Origin of the sequence: Psychrobacillus sp. AK 1817 (assembly GCF_008807035.1) — a bacterium.
Classification (GTDB): Bacteria; Bacillota; Bacilli; order Bacillales_A; family Planococcaceae; genus Psychrobacillus; species Psychrobacillus faecigallinarum.
Genome location: NZ_CP031739.1, coordinates 1,650,755 through 1,671,282, shown reverse-complemented (window position 1 = coordinate 1,671,282; position 20,528 = coordinate 1,650,755). Strand labels below are relative to the sequence as shown.

The 20,528-nt window shown below is 37.0% G+C and carries 19 protein-coding genes and 1 pseudogene; 12 read left to right on the top strand and 8 right to left on the bottom strand.

Annotation, left to right across the window (positions count from 1 at the left end):
• Positions 1-6 precede the first annotated feature (6 nt).
• Positions 7-867, top strand: coding sequence for a Gfo/Idh/MocA family oxidoreductase (locus tag D0S48_RS08385; protein WP_151111232.1), 861 nt, complete (start codon positions 7-9; stop codon positions 865-867).
• 118 nt (positions 868-985) lie between these two features.
• Here the strand turns inward: D0S48_RS08385 and D0S48_RS08380 are convergent, their stop codons facing one another.
• The 4 genes and pseudogenes from D0S48_RS08380 to D0S48_RS08365 all read right to left on the bottom strand — a co-directional run bounded on the left by D0S48_RS08380 (position 986) and on the right by D0S48_RS08365 (position 6,216).
• Positions 986-2,158, bottom strand: coding sequence for an iron-containing alcohol dehydrogenase (locus D0S48_RS08380; RefSeq protein ID WP_151111230.1), 1,173 nt, complete (start codon positions 2,156-2,158; stop codon positions 986-988).
• A gap of 12 nt (positions 2,159-2,170) precedes the next feature.
• Positions 2,171-3,592, bottom strand: a complete 1,422-nt coding sequence (locus D0S48_RS08375; protein ID WP_151111228.1) for an aldehyde dehydrogenase family protein — start codon at positions 3,590-3,592, stop codon at positions 2,171-2,173.
• Between the two features lie 113 nt (positions 3,593-3,705).
• Positions 3,706-5,078, bottom strand: a pseudogene (locus D0S48_RS21315) (hypothetical protein).
• 136 nt (positions 5,079-5,214) lie between these two features.
• Positions 5,215-6,216 carry a LacI family DNA-binding transcriptional regulator gene (locus tag D0S48_RS08365; RefSeq protein WP_151111226.1) on the bottom strand — a complete coding sequence of 334 codons (1,002 nt, stop codon included), beginning with the start codon at positions 6,214-6,216 and terminating at the stop codon, positions 5,215-5,217.
• Between the two features lie 130 nt (positions 6,217-6,346).
• Between D0S48_RS08365 and D0S48_RS08360 the strand changes: the two genes are divergently transcribed.
• From D0S48_RS08360 to D0S48_RS08340, 5 genes are all read left to right on the top strand, one after another.
• On the top strand, positions 6,347-6,742 hold the full coding sequence (locus tag D0S48_RS08360) for an acyl-CoA thioesterase (RefSeq protein WP_151111224.1): 396 nt from the start codon (positions 6,347-6,349) through the stop codon (positions 6,740-6,742).
• Positions 6,743-6,905: 163 nt separating this feature from the next.
• The gene (locus tag D0S48_RS08355; RefSeq protein ID WP_151111222.1) at positions 6,906-7,739 is read left to right on the top strand and encodes an SLAP domain-containing protein; all 834 of its coding nucleotides are present in this window, start codon (positions 6,906-6,908) and stop codon (positions 7,737-7,739) included.
• A gap of 313 nt (positions 7,740-8,052) precedes the next feature.
• Entirely contained in the window at positions 8,053-8,301 is a 249-nt protein-coding gene (locus D0S48_RS08350) for an Imm70 family immunity protein (protein WP_151113762.1), read from the top strand.
• Positions 8,302-8,505: 204 nt separating this feature from the next.
• Positions 8,506-8,982 carry a GNAT family N-acetyltransferase gene (locus D0S48_RS08345; protein WP_151113760.1) on the top strand — a complete coding sequence of 159 codons (477 nt, stop codon included), beginning with the start codon at positions 8,506-8,508 and terminating at the stop codon, positions 8,980-8,982.
• 120 nt (positions 8,983-9,102) lie between these two features.
• Positions 9,103-9,462 (top strand): DUF7674 family protein, encoded by a 360-nt coding sequence (locus tag D0S48_RS08340; RefSeq protein WP_151111220.1) that lies wholly within the window; start codon positions 9,103-9,105, stop codon positions 9,460-9,462.
• 382 nt (positions 9,463-9,844) lie between these two features.
• Here the strand turns inward: D0S48_RS08340 and D0S48_RS08335 are convergent, their stop codons facing one another.
• The gene (locus D0S48_RS08335) at positions 9,845-11,194 is read right to left on the bottom strand and encodes a glycosyltransferase family 2 protein (protein WP_151111218.1); all 1,350 of its coding nucleotides are present in this window, start codon (positions 11,192-11,194) and stop codon (positions 9,845-9,847) included.
• 19 nt (positions 11,195-11,213) lie between these two features.
• On the bottom strand, positions 11,214-12,017 hold the full coding sequence (locus D0S48_RS08330) for a glycoside hydrolase family 16 protein (RefSeq protein WP_151111216.1): 804 nt from the start codon (positions 12,015-12,017) through the stop codon (positions 11,214-11,216).
• A 1,533-nt stretch (positions 12,018-13,550) separates the two neighbouring features.
• Here D0S48_RS08330 and D0S48_RS08325 point away from each other — a divergent pair.
• The 6 genes from D0S48_RS08325 to D0S48_RS08300 all read left to right on the top strand — a co-directional run bounded on the left by D0S48_RS08325 (position 13,551) and on the right by D0S48_RS08300 (position 19,330).
• Positions 13,551-14,219 carry a response regulator transcription factor gene (locus D0S48_RS08325; RefSeq protein ID WP_151111214.1) on the top strand — a complete coding sequence of 223 codons (669 nt, stop codon included), beginning with the start codon at positions 13,551-13,553 and terminating at the stop codon, positions 14,217-14,219.
• A complete protein-coding gene (locus D0S48_RS08320; RefSeq protein ID WP_151111212.1) occupies positions 14,216-15,583 on the top strand; it encodes a sensor histidine kinase in 1,368 nt (455 codons plus the stop codon). The genes D0S48_RS08325 and D0S48_RS08320 overlap by 4 nt, the downstream gene beginning before the upstream one ends.
• Positions 15,584-15,696: 113 nt before the next feature.
• Positions 15,697-16,608: an ABC transporter ATP-binding protein gene (locus D0S48_RS08315; RefSeq protein ID WP_151111210.1), complete on the top strand. Its 912-nt coding sequence runs from the start codon at positions 15,697-15,699 to the stop codon at positions 16,606-16,608.
• A complete protein-coding gene (locus D0S48_RS08310; protein WP_151111208.1) occupies positions 16,605-17,315 on the top strand; it encodes an ABC transporter permease in 711 nt (236 codons plus the stop codon). Before D0S48_RS08315 ends, D0S48_RS08310 begins: the two co-directional genes overlap by 4 nt.
• The gene (locus D0S48_RS08305; protein ID WP_151111206.1) at positions 17,316-18,047 is read left to right on the top strand and encodes an ABC transporter permease; all 732 of its coding nucleotides are present in this window, start codon (positions 17,316-17,318) and stop codon (positions 18,045-18,047) included. It begins immediately after the preceding gene.
• Between the two features lie 17 nt (positions 18,048-18,064).
• Complete coding sequence (locus D0S48_RS08300) at positions 18,065-19,330, top strand: erythromycin esterase family protein (RefSeq protein ID WP_225321719.1); 1,266 nt, start codon at positions 18,065-18,067, stop codon at positions 19,328-19,330.
• A 440-nt stretch (positions 19,331-19,770) separates the two neighbouring features.
• On the opposite strand, the gene D0S48_RS08295 is transcribed toward D0S48_RS08300, so the two are convergent.
• Together D0S48_RS08295 and D0S48_RS08290 are read right to left on the bottom strand one after the other, a co-directional pair.
• Positions 19,771-20,223, bottom strand: coding sequence for a hypothetical protein (locus D0S48_RS08295; protein WP_151111204.1), 453 nt, complete (start codon positions 20,221-20,223; stop codon positions 19,771-19,773).
• Between the two features lie 55 nt (positions 20,224-20,278).
• Positions 20,279-20,518 carry a hypothetical protein gene (locus tag D0S48_RS08290; RefSeq protein ID WP_151111202.1) on the bottom strand — a complete coding sequence of 80 codons (240 nt, stop codon included), beginning with the start codon at positions 20,516-20,518 and terminating at the stop codon, positions 20,279-20,281.
• Positions 20,519-20,528: the final 10 nt, after the last annotated feature.

Below are 20,528 nucleotides of genomic sequence, written 5' to 3'. Positions count from 1 at the left end.
AGCTCTATGAAAATAGGATTAATAGGTCTAGACACCTCTCATAGTGAAATATTCACGAGATTATTAAATGATCTGGACGATACAAACCACGTGAAAGGTGCAAAGATCACCCATGCCATCCCGACCTTCTCAGAAGATTTACCAATCAGCTCCAACAGATTCCCTGATTACTACCAAATCGTTATAAAAAAATATGGAGTAGAAGAGGTAGAGACAGTCGAGGAAATAATGAATGAAGTAGACGCAATCATAATTGGAACAGTTGACGGAAGAAACCATCTAGACTGGTTCAAACAGGTTGTGACCTATCGTAAGCCAGTTTTCATCGATAAGCCAGTCGTCATGAGCAGTGAAGAAATGGCTGAGGTCATGAGCCTGAGTAAAAAAAATGGAACACCGGTCATGAGCTCATCCGCTTTACGTTTTTCTGAATCAGTCATGACTGTTAATAGGAAAGGTAATTGGAGTAGCGGCTATTTCTACGGTCCTACCCCAATGCAGGAGCAAATGCCCGGCTACTTTTGGTATGGCATTCATTTAGTAGAAATGGCTGTTACGCTTTTTGGAACAGGCGTAGAAAAAGTACAGGTCGAGCACAAGATCGATTGTCACCAAGTTCATCTGACATATAAGGATGGGCGACATCTCTTAATTCGAGGAGAATCAGAATGGCATGGTCGCTTCGGAGCGGTACTTCATTCTGCAGACGATGTTCAGACGTTAAGGCTATGGGAAGAGGAGAAACCCTTTTACGCAGGACTCGTCGAGCATATTGTAGAATTTTTTGAAACTGGGAAGGGGGCAGTTTCTCTAGAAGAAACAGCTGAGATTGTTAGGATTATTGAAGAGATTAATAAGGGGTTATAAGGGAGGGTACCATTGAGCTAGGGCTTGAATGGTACTATTTTTATGGGACTGTGACGTTGTAGCTTCCAAACAAATATCCCTATGCCTTCAACTGGCACAGGGATTAACTCAAAACAGTTTACTCCACAATTTTCCCATCAAAAGCAGCTTGATAGATCGCAGAAATTTCTTTTCGTCCTAGCTCCATCGGACTTCGAGCTAAGATACGCTTCTGTTTCAATGCATCCTCCGTTAAACTTTCCAAGGCACTTTCTGGAATGTCGAAGCCTTGTAAGTTAGAAGGGATTCCAACATCTTCTACTAATCTTTTTAACTCAGCGACACATTTATAGGATGCTTCCTCCTGGGATAGATTAGCAGAGCTGAAGCCCATTACATCGTATATGTCCTTCATGCGTTTTTCGCAGCTTTTACGTATGTATCCCATGACGTAAGGGAGAAGCACAGCGTTCGAATCTCCGTGTGCGATATGGAACTGCCCGCCAAGCGGGTAAGCGAGTGCATGTATTCCAGCAACTCCTGCATTGAAGAAGGCAAGCCCAGCTAAATAGCTGCCGTAGCTCATATCTGTACGAGCTTGTTTATCATCCCCATTCGATACAGCAGTGCGAATAGAATTGCTGATCAACCGAATTGCCTGTAGCGCTAATGCATCCGACACAGGACTAGCATTCTTAGAGATATACGCCTCAACGGCATGTGTCAGTGCATCTACTCCCGTTGCAGCAGTTACCTTCGGAGGCAATGAAATTGTTAATGCTGGATCTACAATTGCCACGTCCGCCAATAAATAATCATGCGTCACCACGTCTTTTGTAGTTTCCAAGGACAACACCGAGATGTTTGTAACCTCTGACCCAGTCCCAGAAGTGGTAGGGATTAAAATAGTTGGTAAACCTTTATGGGTAATATGCTTCGTTCCAGTTAGGTTCAAATAATCTGCCACATTACCATCATGAGAAGCTAGCACTCCTGCAAGCTTAGATAAATCCAACGCGCTACCACCACCGACGCCAATTACCATATCAAAGGCATGTTCACGTGTATAGGAAACAAGTTTTTCGCCGATTGCTAGAGGTGGCTCTGGCACTACATCTGTATATATTTGAACGTTGTAGCCAGCATTCTCTAGTGGCTCCGAGACTTTATTAGTCAATCCGATATCCTTTAAAAAAGGATCTGTGACGATTAATATTTTCTTCACTTCAAAGCGCCTCACTTCAGCTAAAAGATGGGAAAGTGAATCCCATCCTGTATAGCTGATTGGTGTAAACGTAATTTTTTCTGACATATTGCACACTCCTTACTGATTATTCCATACAACAAGCTTTGTTTCAGTCATTTCATGGATAGCATATTTAATGCCTTCCTTGCCAGTTCCGCTGTCCTTCACACCACCATATGGCATTTGGTCTACACGGTAGGTAGGAATGTCATTGATCATTACGCCGCCAACCTCTAAAAGCTTCGAGGCTTTAAATGCAGTTTGAATATCGTTAGTAAAAATCCCAGCCTGTAGTCCAAAGTCCGAGAGGTTGATGGCTTCAACTCCCTCTTCAATAGAAGATATGCGACTCACCCCAACAATCGGTGCGAAAACCTCCTGACAGGAAACCTTTGAGATAGCATTTACATTTTTTAAAATAGTAGGCTGAAACACATCGTTTTCAATCTTACCGCCAGTGATGATTTCAGCACCATGCTCTACAGCTTCCTCGACCCATTCCAAAGCGCGCTCCGATTCGCTAGTAGCAATCATTGCAGAAATGTCAGTCGATTCATCGAATGGACTACCGACAACAAGCTTCTTAGTCATCTCACTAAATTGCTCGATAAACTCATCGAAAATCTCATCCATTACATACGTACGTTGTAACGAAATACACACTTGCCCTTGGTTAGAGAAGGCACCCATCACACATTTCGGTACAATTTTAGATAAATCTACATTTTTATCGATGATTAAACCTGCGTTAGACCCAAGCTCAAGTGCCACCTTTTTTAAGCCTGCCTTATTTCGAATTCCCTTACCTACTGCTGGACTACCAGTGAAAGTAATCATCTTCACCTTGTCGCTTTCAACTAAAGCATCGCCAACCTCGCGACCGCTACCAGTCACTACATTAAAAGCACCTTTTGGAAGTGCCGTTTGCTCGATCAATTCTGCTAAAAATAAAGCAGAAAGAGGAGTCTGTGAAGCAGGCTTCAATACAATTGTATTTCCTGCTGCAATAGCAGGTCCGACTTTATGTGCTACTAGATTTTGTGGGAAGTTAAAGGGAGTAATTGCTCCGATTACACCGATAGGCTCCTCGATTGTGTAGCCAAATCGATCAGCACCATTTTTGGCAGCATCCATCGGAATCATTTCTCCAGTTAAACGCTTAGCTTCCTCTGCAGCAAATTTATACGTTTCAATCGTCCGATCGATTTCTCCATACGCATATTTCAAAGGCTTTGAAGCCTCTAAGGAAATAATCTTCGCAGCTTCCTCACGATGAATTATAAATAGCTGTGTAATCTGTTCCAAAATAGCAGAGCGTTCAAATGCTGTTAAAGCAGCCATTTTTTCACGTGCACTGTATGCCACTTCAATTGCTTCATCCACTTCCTCACGAGTTGCCTGGGGAATTTTCGCTATAAGCTCTTTCGTATGAGGGGAGTACAGCTCCGCATATTTCTCTGAAGATTTCCATTCACCATTTACAAAATATTTTCTTTCCATTTGAATCATCCTTTCGTTGTGTGAGAGCCATACAAAGCTCTGGGTAACAATATATTACCACTCTTGTGGAGGCATTCAATTGTAGAAGCTCTGCTTTGTTTCACAAGGAATAATTAATTAGCGTCCTGGTCTTTCATAAAAGTATTATCAACTTCACCTTTAAAAAAGTCTTTACCATAAATGAGTAAGCAGAGAATAATTCCTACTGCAAAAGCCCAAGCAGCTCCCTTTATACAAAGCACAGCACCAATAATACCGGCAATGCCTAGGTCACGTTGACTTCGCGACTCTAAAATACCGACCTTAACACTAACATACCCTTGAATGAGTAAAGTTAAAGCCAAAGCTACCCCTAAAATTGGCTCTACCAAACTAACAATCGGAAGTAATAATAATCCAGTGTTTGTTCCCCAACGGAATGAACCAACTCCACCAAAAATGGAATCCATTGCTTTACGTCCTTTTTTAAAGCGCTCAATCATAACGACCTGCATGGCCGACCATAATGGACCACACATTGTTACGTCTGGACCTAAAATACTCATTACACTATTACGAATACCAAAAATTAAGTGAGCACGGCTAGGGCTGTATTCCACTTTTTCGTCAGGACGGGCTGACGCTCCTTCTTCAACTAAAGCCTTCGTTTGTAACACATCACCAAACAGCACAATATAAGCAGCAAGTACTGTCGGTAATCCAGTTATGAACATTATAAGTGGTGGTAAACCTAAACCGAAAATTGTATATTCGTTCCAAAGGGTTATAAAATCAGGTGCAGAAAAGCCCCATTCTATTGTTGGCCAAGCCGCTTCTCCGAATAGAGGAGCTATAACAACTGCTAAAATAATGACAGGAAATATTCCAAGTTTAGCAATGGTGCCCCAAAATGGATTTCTATTTTGGAAGGTTGCAAAATGATTAGAGAATAATAGATAGAAAGCAATACCAATTGCAATTGTAATAGTCCATGGAAATGATTCAAATCTTCCCCTATTTGGAACACAGATATAACTGCAGCAAATCCAGCTCCAAGGATGACCCCTGATTTTATTGCTGGCGGAATGAGTTTAACAACCTTAGATGCAAGACCTGAGGCCCCAAGTAATAGAGATAGAATTCCCAAAGTCATCTGGAATGCTATTAAGGCATGAACCCGCTCGGCTCCTTCAGGGAACTGCTGACAATAAAGCATAATTAGTGGAATTGCTGGTGTTATCCAACCTGGAACCGCTGGGTCACCAAGTAAATGATGTAGCAAATAAAATATTCCATTTAAGAGTACGATAGCCATAGCAACTTCAAATGGCATTCCCAACAACTCAATTAATAGAGGAATTGCCGATAAATCCACCGCGCACATCAGTAATCCTTGCACATAATCTGGCCACTCAAACCGGTAATGAATAAAAGGTAAGCGGATCTTAAACGGGCCCGCCGGTATGTATGGAGATTCTTCTCCATACTTTCGATTTTTCCACAACATAAACTAAATCTCCTCCCAATTTCATATGTAACCCCTTACATAAAACCCCTTTACATATTATGAATACGTAACCATTTTAAACTAGTAGAAATGGTTACGTATTCATTTAAAAAGGAAAAATAAAACAAACCTAATATTAGTTTGTTTTAAGTACCCTCGTTGTGCTTCTTTTAAATACTTTAACAGACTCTGTAATTTGAACGCAACTGTTTTTTTTATTTTCAATCATTTCAATTAATTCATGGATAGCTAAAAATCCTAAATTCTCTTCAGAGATACTTCCTACTGTTGTTAGCTGAATGGAGCCATGTCTGCTTAAGTCTACGTTATCAATTCCAATAATACTCAGGTCATTTGGTATAGAGATACCATGTTGAAAAGCTTCGTCCATTAAAAATAATGCTAGTGAATCAGATCCTCCACATATTGCCGTTGGACGTTCCTGTAAATTTATTAATTGTTCAAATGCTCTAGCTATATCTTGCTTGGAGGTATCCGTATTAAAGATAAATTGATCAGGTAATGTCAGTTGATAGTCTTTCATAGCGGCCTTATAACCAAGATAGCGATTATTAAAAGTGCTGACAGATAAGGGTCCGCCAACCCATGCTATTTCCTTATGCCCTAACTCAATCATATACTTAGCTGCTAAATAGCCTGCCTGAAAATTATCTATTTCTACAAAATACTCATTGTTCTTATGTTTACGGTTATAGGTGATAAAAGGTATGTTCATACGCTTAAGCTTATCAAAGATCGGGTCATCGATTAAAATACACGACAAAATGATACCATCAATCTTATGCTCAAATGCTGTAGCATAGGCCTCGCTAAGCTTTTCGTCATTCACAAACTGAACATTCACACGATATCCCTTTTCATTGGCATAGTTAACTATGGCAGTTGTAGAGTCAACAAAAAATGGATTGTGTAATGGACCCGATAGGAGAGCGATAGACCCAGTTTTATTTTGAACCAATGAGCGAGCATGAAGATTCGGCATATAATTTAGTTCATCAATAGCTTTCATCACTTTTTCAAGTGTCGGTTTTTTTACTAATTCTGGTGTGTTTAAAACTCTCGACACCGTCGTCTGTGAGACACCAGCTTGTCGTGCAACATCTTTAGAGGATACCAAGAAAAAAACTCCTTTTATGCAATATATATGTATCCATTCTATACGGTTTTGGAGGATGTGTCACATACAATAATGTAGAAGGAATTTATAAAATAATGTGGAATTAAACGAAAGAGGGGGAGAGGAAGTCATGTTTCAAACAATCATAGAGCCGCGAGTTTCTGAAACCGATGGAGTAGGGCATATCAACAATACAACCATCCCTATATGGCTGGAGGGTGGGAGAAATCAATTATTTTCCCTGTTCAACCCAGAACTAAGCTTTCAAAACTGGAAGATGATTATCTTAAAAACAACCATTGAATATAAAGCGCAAATTTATTATGGCCAAAACGTAGAAATCAGGTGCTGGATTAAGCGGATAGGTAACTCGAGCTTAGAGTTATATGAAGAAATATGGCAGAAAGAAAAATTGACCGTTCAAGCCAATACAATCTATGTGAACTATAATGTACAGGAGAATAAAAGCGAAGTAATCTCAGACGATATTCGAAGAGAGCTGGAGAAGCATATGTATAAGAACTGAAAAAATTTTAGCTGGATTATCTATTTCAAGCTTACAGTAAAAACATATTACATAAATATCCCTTCAATTCAACTTAATAGAATCATAGGAATGACCTAGTATTATCATAGGAGTCTTTGTGCTATAATATCCATATAGTTCGTATTTTGAAAGGAATGTTTTCATGTTTAAACCAAATCAACCAAAGACATCCAATAGATTAAAAACATTGCTAGAGTTTAGCGAGCATTGGGATTTAGACCAACAAGAACGTTATGTTTTCCAATATTATCACAACAAATTAAAGGGATTAGACCCAGATCAAATAAATATCCATGGTGTGGCATTACACAAAAACAACGATGGTTTTATTATGACTGCAATCATTCGTCATTCCTTACAAAAGAAATTGAATCTACAAGACATTAGATTAGTAGTAAGAGATATGGATGGCAAAGAACTGGCACGTAAGGATTTCAATATGGAATACTTTGGCGTGTTAAGTTCTTTAAGAGCTCGTCCATGGATCTTCGAATTTGATAGTGAATCTTTACTTGTGTCAGAGGATGAAATTAAAGAAAAAATGGAGTTCGAAGTGTTATTTGAAATCCAAGAGCCTGCTGTTACTGACTTTGCGTTACAATTAGATGAAAACTGGTCAAATGGATTATCCGATGAGCAAGTTGCTTCTTTAGAATCTTCTATGGTAGCTATGGAGCCAGTGAAGCAAAATGAAATTTCCGTTGCAGCGTTCAATCTTGCAGAAACAGAAGACGATGTAAATGTTTTCGTTCTAGTGCGCAATGCGTTTGACGAAGAAATTACTATTAGCAACCTACCATTGCAATTGTTCGATGCATCAGGAGATCTAGTTGCACAACTTGGCTTCCCTCTTGAGCAATTTGCTGTAGGTGCTCGCCAAGCTCGACCGGTTAGCCTCCATTTCCCTAAATCAGTATTCCAAAAAGAATCTCCAGACTTGTCTAACTGGAATATCCAGTTGACTGCACAAGGATGATAAAAAACTCTTTACCTTTTATTAGGTAGAGAGTTTTTTTACATTCGATGCCCTTTGTTACCATACTCTAGGAGTCGAAACAGGAGGAAAAAGGATATTGGTGAGTTATTAAAAAGAAAAAATCAATTGCATAATTAACGGTTACAAGCAACTGTGGATAAAATACCCATTTCCAGAGAGCTATTTGTCAGGCTCAAATAGTATAATATAAGTTTAATTAGAATTTTAGAGAAATATTTTACATCCTATTAGCTGGTTTAGTTAAAGATGCAGAATATTTTATGACTAAAAATCTTAGGTGAAGTAATGTTTAATCGATGGAAGAAAATGTAGAAATGGGGATATAGCTAATGACAACACCAAAACATGTAATTTCACGTCACGAGTTATATGGGATATTAATGATACATTATTACAGCCGCCATGGGGAGATAACATAAGTTCCGATATAACGAGTTTAGCTAATTATTTTGTAACAAGTGAGGGTGTAGCCTTGATAGAGGTTTTCTTTAATGCTTTACAAACCTCCCATAATGAAAGAGAAGATATTGAAATTGAATAATATGCTAAATTAAGAGAAAGATTATTCAACTATCTAGTGTGCTATTCCACTCTATTTTTGTTGAATTTTTTCTCGCTGACCAAATAGGACAGTTTAGTTTAACAGGATATTGAAAAAGGAAATATAAAAGCTAAGTTACCTTACAAGTTTTATTTCTTGATATGATTGATTCTTATAGAAGTGAAAGGAGTGACATTACAGAACATGGAATTGATAAAATTTAGGGATATAGATCTTGAAGATGTTGTGACCTTGTTCTATGAAACGATTCATTCAGTGAATTCCAAAGATTATTCACAAGAACAACTAGATGTTTGGGCACCATATGACGAAAAAGATATTAAAAAGGAAACTTGGAAAGATTCCTTAAATGAAAATATAACATATGTTGCTAAAATTAATGACAAGGTTGTAGGTTTTAGCGATTTAACACATAGTGGACATCTAGATAGACTTTTTGTTCATAAAGACTATCAAGGGAAAGGTATAGCTTCAGCTCTAGTTAATATGCTTGAATCTGAAGCAAAAAAATTAAAGATATTAGAAATTGATACGGAAGCAAGTATTACAGCCAAGCCCTTTTTTGAACGTCTAGGTTACAAAACGATTTGCTTACAAACAGTAGAACTAAAAGGCGTTAAATTGACTAATTATCAAATGGTTAAAAAGATAGAGTTATAAGATTCCTATTCAGCTAACAGAGTGCTTTCATTCAAGAAGGAATAATAGCTTTATATACTAAAACAGCAGTTTAGTTGAATAATGAGTTATAAATAAAAGTGTTCAGGATTAGGAGAAAAAATGGAATATAAAAACTTAGCAGCACACTTTACAGGTGAATTTGAAGAGTACAAGCGTTACTTACAGGAACATATTGAATTTAATGGAGAAATCTTAAATCATGTCTTCTTCGGTGAATGCAGCAATTATTTTATTGAACTCATTGGAAAAGAGAGGGATATACCAAAGTTAAAGGAATTGTTTAATTATCTGGAACTGATGGCCACTTCAGGAGATGATGAAGTGAAAGAATTACTAAGCGTTACTATACTTGCACAAATTGGCGACTCTAAAGAAATACTAAAAAAGTCTTATAAGTATATGAGTTCTGAGACGATGAAAGCCTCAAATGAAATTGAAAGGTTTTGGGGTAGAAATTGAACTAATGGCTGCTAGCTTAATATCTATTGTCTAGAACATCAAATTAGTTTAGGCTTAGCAACAATAGTAGTGCCTATATTAAATTCAAATTTAATATGGTTGAAGAATTAAAGGTGCCTATTAAGGTAACTTAGTGCTATTGTAAAAAATGAGAGAATGAGCATAGAAATGCTTCTCCTAGCTCGTTTATATAAAAATTAACATTCACTTTAATATAGCCAATATATAAAAGGACCATAGACAGGTCCAGGTTTGATGCATGCTTTTGATACATAAATGAATAAGAAACAATGAATAATCTGACATTTTATTAATAGAATATATAGAGAGGTTTTTGTATTCCATACTTTTGAATTTTCCCCATTTATTCTACATATAAAAATTATTGCGCGATTACCTTTTGTGGTTCTATTTCTTCAAAACTTACGGTACCGCTTCTTGTAAGCTTGTTCCAGTTAGTTCTACTTCCAACGAAATATAAAATAGTTCCATAGAAGAAGAAAAATGTATCAAGGAAGCGATAGGTGATAGACTCCCATATAGTAAATAGGATGATGTGCAGCCAATGTAAAACAGAAAAGCTATAGCCATAATGTCCTGCTCTTTGAACGGCTACTAATCTGATTACAAATTCACTAAACCAGGCAACAGACATTAACATAATAGTAGTTACAGATATGTTTCCTAGTATTATTGAAATGGGAAGTATGAACAATGCCAATAAGCCAATAACGCTAAGTGTGATGGATTCAAATAAGAGAAAGCTAGAGAACTTTTTACCCAAGCTAAAGAAAAAGTCTTTTTTATATAAATTAATACAATCTATAAATCCTTTCTGCCATCTAACACGTTGATGCAGTAATGAGGAAAAGCTCTCAGGAACCTCGGTATAACAAACAGCATCTGGTATAAAAATCATTTTTTCTCCCTTATTTCTTTGGTGAATATACTTCTGAAGCCGGAAAGTGATCTCCATGTCTTCTCCGAGTGTATCTCTGTAGCCTCCTATATTCTGAAGGACATCCCTTCTAAAGGCACCGAATGCTCCAGACACTACATTCAAAACATTTAACTTTGCTTGAGTGACCTTTCTCACGTAAAAAGAAGAAAGATAACCCGATACTTGATACTTAATAATCCAATTCTTACTGTAATTAATAAGGCCTTGCTTATTTATTAACTGCCCGACATGAACCATCCCGCCACCGGCTATAACCTTTGGATCAACAAATGCAGTATTAATCTTGTTTAAGCTATTTTTATCTAAAATGGAGTCAGCATCTAACGTTATTATGATATCTCCTGTAGCAATCGATATCCCTGTGTTTAAGGCTGCTGATTTGCCTCCATTATATTGATCTATAACATAGATATTTGGATGTTTTTTACTTTGGTAAATTCTTTTAATTTTTTCAGAGTTAGCGATAACAGAGGGTTCTAGTAATTTTATTTCTAAATCAAGCATTTCTTGTAAGACCTGTAATGTATAATCCGTAGATCCATCATTTATAAATATGGCCTCTTTTTTAATGTAATCTAATCTAAACCAACTATCTAAACATTGTTTTAGAACCTTTTCCTCATTGTAGGCTGGTATCAATACGGATATCTTTTTCTCAGGGCAAATAGTAAGTTTAGTTTTAGAAGTTTTTAGTGAGCTATAAATATATTTTAGTTGTAACAGTAGGTAAAATATAAATATTATTGTCAAACTGATAGATATTAAATTCAATTAAATCCTTCTTTCTTTATTAATTTTTTTGATATATTCTCACGTAGTCCACTTCCATATAGGAAGGAAATTCAGTGATTGAGTTTGGATCACCAACCCAAGTTCCGCCTACTGTTACGTTCATTAGTAAATACATTTTCGTATTAGAAATATTACTTGTTCTAAACGTTACTTCATCATCAATATAAAAAACCAGTTCATCTTGTGACCAATCGAGCGCATAGGTATGCCATTCAGACACATCTATTTGTTCGTTAAGATGAAAAGCTCTGTTTCCATTTTCTATATGTGCTACATGCCAGAGCTCATTTGGTAATTGACCCAGCATTTCTACTATGTCAATTTCTGGGAATGATGAATGATCAGCAGGAAGAAGCCAGATGGCAGGAAAAAGGCCCTGACCTATTGGGAATTTAGCTCGTACCTCGAACTTTCCATACAACTGTTCATGCAAACCTTGAGTGGTAACAGCTCCTGAACGGTAGGGATAGCTTTGATAAGGGGAATCAGTAACCTCTAACTTTAAAATGCCAGAAGAGGAAGTTACCTGTTCTGGTAAATAATGATGTAGTCTACCGTGCTCTTTATAACCAATATTTAATTTGTTCCACTTTGAAGACGAGATTTTCTCAAGATCAAATTCGTCCTGAAATGTCAGCTCCCAACCAGATTCTGTATGCTGGTCTTTGTATGGAATCTCCACGTTCACCTGTTCAGAATGCTTTATTATCTCAATCTCTTCTTTTTCTATTATTGGAATGTCAATCACTCGCTCACTACAGCCAGCTAATAAAACTGTGAATAGAATAATACAAGCCCTCATTGGTAGCTCCTCTCCATGAGAAGTATATTCATATAACAGGAAATTAATTCATGATATTAGGAATATATGTATATAAAGTTCAAATAATAATAGGTATAAGTACTCGGTAGTCTAGTTATCGGCTTTGGGTCTGGGATACCTTTTACAGTTTGATTGTTGCTAGAACAAATAAGTAAAATGAGTTCTATTGCTTTCCAAAACTTTCTTCTCCTTATAAAATATTTTTTTATACTTGTGAACGTACAAATCATGTACTCCCTAAGATTAAAACAGTTTTGTTGATGTTAAAATTGAGGAATGTTAAACGTTTTTTGCTTACTAATACTGAGGAATGTTAAGAGTTTGTTTTTATCCATACAAAAAGAACGCTCCTTTAGGAACGCTCTTTCAATGGTTTTTTTCTAAAAGTCGATATAGTTATTATGTCCTACTTTTTCTTCTGAGCCACTAAGTGATGATCGAACGTCTCATAGTACCTTTAAGCGCCCCAGATCCTTCTTCGAAAGTAACTATCCACTAGGTGAATACCAAAAGTATAAAAGACTTCATCAAGCAATTCGAAACCCTTTATTTGGGGCATTCGAGCGAGCTCGAATGGATTTTATTGTTTTTCAGGGAAGCTAAAAGTGTATTTGTCACTTATTTTTCCTGCAACCCTAAAAAGTACTTGTGGAACGACACATCATTGAAAGCTGAACCCCATCCAAACGCTCTAGCTGGTTTCGGTGTTTGTTTAATTATTAATCTTAGAAAAAACTATTATAGGAATATACATTCTTATAAATACAATAATAGGATTATTTGTATTGTCTTAGAATCATTCATGATATAATGTCTGCATTGTTAGAATTTTGAAATGAGTTTCTAAATCTTAGTGATCATTGCAAGTGCTAAAAAATACTGTGTCGTATAACTGGCTTCCACAATAACCTGTGGCTGTTTACGACAATCCCGGGCTAGTTTACGACAATCCAAGCCTAGTTTACGACAATAGGTCGCTAGTTTACTACAATCAAGCGTTAATTTACGACAATCGGCATCCTGTCCCACTCCGCGAGCAAGATTTACGACAATCCAGGCCTAGTTTACGACAATAGGTCGGTACTTTACTACAATCAAGCGTTACTTTATTACAATAGCCATCCTGCTCCACTCCACGAGCAAGGTTTACGACAATCCAGGCCTAGTTTACGACAATAGGTCGCTAGTTTACTACAATCGAGCGGTACTTTACTACAATCAAGCGCCATTTTACGACTATAGCCATCCTGCTCCACTCCGCGAGCAAGATTTATGACAATCCCTCGACCGCTCTATATATTTAGCGAGCTATTGGAGTCTTTTGGCCATTTGAATTGCGAGAGAGATTTTTCATGGAACACCAGTTAACTATACAAGGTTGGAACAAAACTCTCTGCCTTAACTGAGGTAGAGAGTTTTTTTGAAGGGGTATGGTCTTAAACGACTCTAATTTCTTAGAAGCATGTAGCGATTCAGCCAACAAATCACAATCCCAATAACAGGAGGACAAACATGGTACACATTCTTTACATAGAAGATGAAGTGGATATAGGAAACTGGGTGAGAAAGGATTTAACAGAAAGAGGGTATGAGGTGACATGGCTGAAATCTGGGCAGGATGCTGAAAAGTATATTTCAAGTGTGGATATGGCAATTTTGGATGTGATGATCCCAGGGTTAGATGGCTTTTCAATTGGGAGGCGTATTAAAAAAGAAAAGGGAGACCTGCCTATCTTAATGCTCTCTGCGAGGACTGCGGTGGAGGATAAAATAGAAGGGCTAAATTTTGCAGATGATTATTTAACAAAACCGTTTCATCCGGATGAGCTTGCAGCTCGTGTCGAAGTATTGCTACGGAGATACCAAAAAAATGACGATGTATTAAAGCTTCAACATTTGATGATCTATACAAAGGACATGAGAATAGTAGACGGTGAAAAAGATGAGGAAATCCAATTAACCGGCAAGCAATATCATCTTTTGCAGTACTTCGTTCGTCATTTGAATCAAATATTAACAAAGGAACAGCTGTATGAGGGAGTGTGGGGAGAGCGTTATATCGAGGGAGATAAGACGTTGATGGTTCATATTCGTTATTTACGAGAGAGAATTGAAAGGGACCCAGCAAAACCATCAATTATTGAAACCATTCGCGGAATTGGGTATAGGGTAAAAATATGAAGAGCTTTTTCCGGTCCTTACTAGCGAAGTATATGTTTCTGATTCTATTAGCAATGTCTATTATTCAAGTTTCCTATTTAATTATTGCTTTATTTGTATTTGGTGTTTCTAGTAACACGCAGGGTGACACTTTAAACAACCATACTATAGAGGAAGGTGACGTAGAGGGAAAATGGCATCAAGAAGCAAATGGTATGCAAATTGTGACTTCTGAAACTATAGAAGAGCATTTTAATAAGTGGAAACAGCAATATCCAAAAGCATCAATGTTCTGGGTGGATGGTCAAGGGACGCTTGCTAATCAAATGAACGTAAAGGAGCAGTTGCCTGCCGAGTGGTCGGCAGTATATACAGCAAAATTTATAAAACAGCACTATGGAGGGGACCCATTTACAGTTATTGCGTTCGTTGGACAAGGTGAAATGAATGGTTTCGTTGTACTGGAGATGCCTAGGTCAGAGTTTGATCCACCCCTTAAAAATATTTATGATGAATATGGACTTATTTTTGTATCTGGTGTTATTTTTATTATTTTTCTGTTTTTATTAGTATCCTTTCTATTCTTTAGGAGTATTAGAAAACGGTTGTTGCAATTGCAAGAGGCAATGGAAATACGGGATGTGGACGGGCTACCGATTGAGATTACGGTGAAAAAGAAGGACGAAATTGGACAGCTTGAAAAAACGTTCAATCAAATGGTATTTGAGCTAAGGGAAAGTAAACAGAGCGAGCAGAAAGAAGAACAGCTACGTCGAGAGATAATCGCTAATCTTTCTCATGATCTGCGTACACCTTTAACAAAGGTAAGGGCTCAAACTTATTCCATTGCTAAAGAAGATTTATCGGAGGAAGGTCAAAAAGCGATAAAATCCTTGGAAGCCTCTGTTGTAAATATTGACAGACTGATTGAAAACTTGATGTCATACACGTTACTAATGGCTAGTAAATATAAATTTGAATCAAAGGATATTGATGTTATTCGTTATATACGTGAATGTTTAGCTTTGTGGTACCCTGTCTTTGAAAAGGAAGAGTTTAAATTTGAAGTCAATTTGACTCCGTTCGAACAAAATAAGTGGAAGATCGACCCTATTTGGTTAGGAAGTATAATAGATAATTTATTGCAAAACGTGCTTCGCCATGCAAAAAGCGGAGGTTATATTTGTGTTAAAACCGAATCTACAAATCTATACGATGCTATTGTAATTTCAGACAAAGGAAACGGGATGAAAAATGAATCCGATGAAGCAGGTGCAGGAATAGGCTTGTCTATAGTTGATATGATGGTAAAGGGCATGAAGCTAGATTGGGATATTGAGTCAAGTGAAGCGGGAACAACCATTAAAATAAAGAAATACAAATAATGGTGTATTTGAAGGGGCATCCTTTCAAATACACTTTTTTTAAACAAAATTTAAACTTGCCCCTTACCTAGTTTTAATATTCTATCTCTAAGATAGAAAATGAGGTGAGGGAAATGGAATATGTAGTGCAGACAAACAATTTATCCAAACGTTTTGGTAAGGAAAATGCCGTAGTAGGATTGGATATGAAAATACGTAAAGGAGAAATATACGGATTTTTAGGACCTAATGGAGCAGGGAAGACAACAACCATCCGAATGCTTTTAGGTTTGATGAAATCAACATCCGGTACGATTCAAATCTTTGAAAAGGATTTAAAAAGAGAAAGAATAGACATTTTAAAAAGAGTGGGTTCCCTAGTAGAGAACCCATCCTACTATCCCCATTTAACTGCTTATGAAAATTTAGAGGCATTAAGAAAGATTTTGGGTGTTCCAAAAACAAGAATTCACGAGGTGTTAGAAATTGTTCGGTTATCCGAAGTAGCAAATAAAAAGGTAAAAGGATTTTCACTAGGAATGAAACAACGATTAGGGATTGCAGCTTCCCTATTAAACAATCCGGAGTTACTAATCTTAGATGAGCCGACCAACGGGCTAGACCCATCCGGCATTATTGAGATTCGTAATCTAATTAAACAGTTACCCGCCGAAACAGGTATGACCATCTTGATCTCCAGTCACTTATTATCGGAAATCGATCAAATGGCGACAACAGTCGGAATAGTTACGAAAGGAAAAATGATTTACCAGGATTCCATCGAAGCTTTGCGCAAGTACGCACAGCAGAAGATTCTATTAAAGGTTAGTGATAGTGAGCAAGCGTGGCGCTCATTATTAGGAAATGGAATAAAAGCTGAGTGGCAGGATGGCATCATTTTATTGTCGGAGCATTCAAATGAAGGAGTGGCAAAAGCAGTCTTTACGCTCGTTCAAGGGGGCTATTCAATTTACCGTGTAGAAGAGGAAAAAAGATCACTGGAAGATACTTTCCTTCAAATGACTACTGAGGAGAAGGTAGTATGATTGGGAAACTTTTACTGGCGGATTTTTTGAAAATAAAACGTAAAGGATTATGGTTTCTAGCGTTTTTAGGCCCTTTCGGAGTTATTGCCTTGCAGATGGTTAACTATGGAGTCAGAAAAGATTACTTATTACAGCAGAGTGAGGATGATTGGGGATATTATTTTATGAATGTACATTCTTTTACCCCTCTTGCACTTGTATTAGGAATTGCCATATTAACTTCTTTTATAGCGAGTATAGAAAATGAAACAAATGCTTGGAAGCAACTGATTTCGTTGCCTGTTTCCAAAATGGGTGTGTATTTATCGAAATTTACTGTACTTGCAAGCTTACTATTTGTGTCTTCTCTTTTACTATTAGTATTTTCACTTTGTTATGGAGTTTTACTAAATTTAGGAAATGATATTCCTTACTTGGAGTTATTGAAATATAGCTTCTATCCTTATTTTGCAGCCTTGCCAATACTTGCGTTGCAACTCTGGATTGCATCCGTGAGCCAAAACCAAGGGATTCCGATTACGACCGGGGTCTTAGGTGTGATTTTTGCCTTTTCCGCTTTTGTTTTACCTGATTGGATGATATGGAAGTGGCCATCTTTAATGAACGAATGGGATGAGCCGTTGATCAATGTGCTGCTTGGGATTGGAGTAGGTATTGTATTGTATATCGTTGGAATGCTCGACTTTATGAGAAGGGATGTGAAATAAATGATCTCAATTCTACAATCAGAATGGTTTAAGTTTCGACATTCAAAGATTATGTTCATAATATTTACCGTACCAATTATAGGTATTTTTCTTGGATTAACAAGCAGGTTTTCCAATGAAGATATGGAGATTAATGAATGGTATTTATCATTACTGTCCATGAATTTATCCTATGCTTTACTATTTTTACCCTTGATAACAGGAGTTTTAGCAAGTGCCATTTGCAGATATGAACATCAGGCAGGTGGCTGGAAACAGCTTCTAGCATTACCTGTAACGCGGGGAAGAGTATTTACGGCGAAGTATTTATTGTTGATGCTGCTTGTATTGGTTGTACAAATATTATTTTTTGCTGCTCTATACATAGTAGGGATGATAAAAGGCTTCACCGATCCTTTCCCAATGGGGATAGTGTGGAAATGTTTGGTTGGGGGATGGGTAGCGACATTGCCATTAGTTGCTCTGCAGTTATGGATGTCTATACTATTCAAGAGCTTTGCAGCGCCTTTTGCTGTTAACGTTATCCTGACATTGCCTACAATACTTGTTGTAAACTCAGAGCGTTTAGGTTCTTTCTATCCTTGGGCACAGCCTTTTTTGATGATGTATATCGGTGGTGAGACTGGCGATACATTTTTCGTTCCTTGGGATCAGTTATTAACCGTTGTAGGCGGAAGCTTTATATTATTTTTTGTCGGTGGATATTTATATTTTCAAAGGAAAGCAATTTAAGAAGGAAGTTTAAGGGGATGATGAAAATTAATAATAAGAGTTTTATATTATGTTTGGTAATTTTTATTTCTGTTTTATTGATCGGGTGCAGCAATGGCGAAGCAGTTGACGATGCAGAATCATACATTACCCAAGTGGAGGATATTGACATCCCAGATAATGTGAAGTTAATCGGCTTAGGGGAGGCAACACATGGGAACATTGAATTTCAAAAACTGAAAAAAGATGTATTTGAGGTGTTAATAAAAAATGAAAATGTCCGTGTATTTGTCTTAGAGGGTGATTTCGGAGGTGGACAGCAAATAAATCAATTCATTTTAAATGGAAATGGCACAGCTGAAGAGGCAGTAAACACGCTAGACTATAGTATTTATAAAACGGAGCAAATGGTCAATCTTGTACAATGGATGCATGATTATAACGCGACAGCGAGCGAGGAAGAGAAGGTTTATTTTTATGGTAATGACATGCAACGCTATGACTATAGTAAAAAAGGCGTGCTCGAATACTACAAAGCCGTAAACCCAAATATGTTCAAAAATTATGACTCAAAGTTGGAGCTCGTCACCAATGAGAAAATGCGTGAGTTAACGAAGGAGCAATTGCAAGATATCAATGAAACAGTTGAAAATATCATTTTAGACTTACAATCAAATAAAGCAGCTTATGCAGAACAATCTTCCGAGGAATCCCATGTCTTTGCCCTACAAAATGCGCAAATTTTGAAGCAGCGTACGCAATTGTTTTTGAATGAAGGAGAATACACGCAGCTTCGCGATCAATATTTAACGGACAACTTACAATGGATTATTGATTATGAAGCAGCACGAGGAAACGAAAAAGTATTTATCAATGGTCATAATGGACATATTGAAAAAACATCAGCATCTTTAGCTGGCTATAAGTCGATGGGAAATTATTTAGATGAACGATACGGTGAAGAGTATTTTGCAATAGGTAGTGACTTTATCAAGAGTAAGTTTCAATCGAAAAATGGTAGTGGGGAACGAAGAAATTTTACAGTGAAGAATCACAATGATTTAGTGGATGCCTTCAGTGAGGTGGAATCAAATACTTTCTTTGTGGATTTTGAAAATGCGAGTGAGTCAGATGAGTTATCGGATATAATTTCTTCGGAGCAAAAGATGGCTAATATCGGGGATGACTTTCGTATGTGGTACAAGTTTTTAAAGATGTTTTATACGATTGAAATGACACCGAATGAAGCATATGACGGTATGATTATCGTAAAGGAAGCAACACCGACTAGTGTAAAAGAATAAAAAATATACGAATCCATTTTGATATTTAGTTATCTAAATGGATTCGTGTTGTTTTTTATAACATATTGGTATATGGGAGTGTATAAACTATGACTAGGGCTTGTTTTTTTGTTATTAAAACTGAGCTCATTTCAAAAACAGTACTTTACTAATAAAATACGAACATTTATCTCTTTGTTGATTGCAGCGACAGGCGACTCCAGTGGAATGAGTGAGACAGATAAGCAAACACAAACGATGCGCTAGCAGCGGTGAGGGCATACCTTACCGCTCACACCACGGAAAGCGTCCGCTGAGAGTGGAAATTTGTGATTTTTCATTCATGTTTTCATTAGTAGGATAACTTTTAGCACTTAACTCGGCATTTCGTAATATGCAAAAGCCTCTCTTAAAAGGCGGCATATTTATTATACGTGACGGTCGAAAGTGTAAAACAATCTTTATTCAACGACAACTGAGAAAGCATAGTTTCCGTCTCCTTGCTTCCAATCAGCTGTTACATAGTAGACATATACTCCTTTTTCCTTTGGAGCTACGATTGAATTATCTTTCATTTGAATAGCATTTACATTTTCTTCATCAATCCATTGCTCCACTATTAATGATTCATCGATGGGGTCTTTTCTAAAATCAATTTTAATTTCTTCTCCTGGAGTAACAGATGTGGGCTTATGTTTTTTTGTCATATCTAACGGACTAGTATAAACCATATCAACACACTTGGCTGATATCAGTCCGTTCCAACAATAAGAACCCTGTGTGGTAGAAATTTTTGTTTTTCCAACTGTTACAGTTGGAGAAGGAGGCTCTGAACGAAAAGGCTCAAAAACAAAAAATCCAATAATAATTAGACCGATGATACTTACTGTTAAAATCCTTCTAATGATTATCACCCCTTTATCTACAATAGACGTAGAGATTCGGAATGTGTTACATAAAATGGTAGAACTATATTTTTATCGAAGGTTTAGTGCGTGTTATAAAACTCTTCACCTTATATACACCCCATAGCGCAAAAGTTACGGTTAAGGCGGAAATAGTATATTGTAGGTAGCTCGCCAATTCTAAACCATTTGTTGTTGAGTAAGAATTTGGATTATAAAGCAGTGTTAAAATAACTCCCTGTATTAAATCAGCTACTCCAACTGAGATAAGTACAATGATGAAAATACTAATTATTTTTTTCATTATTCTTCCT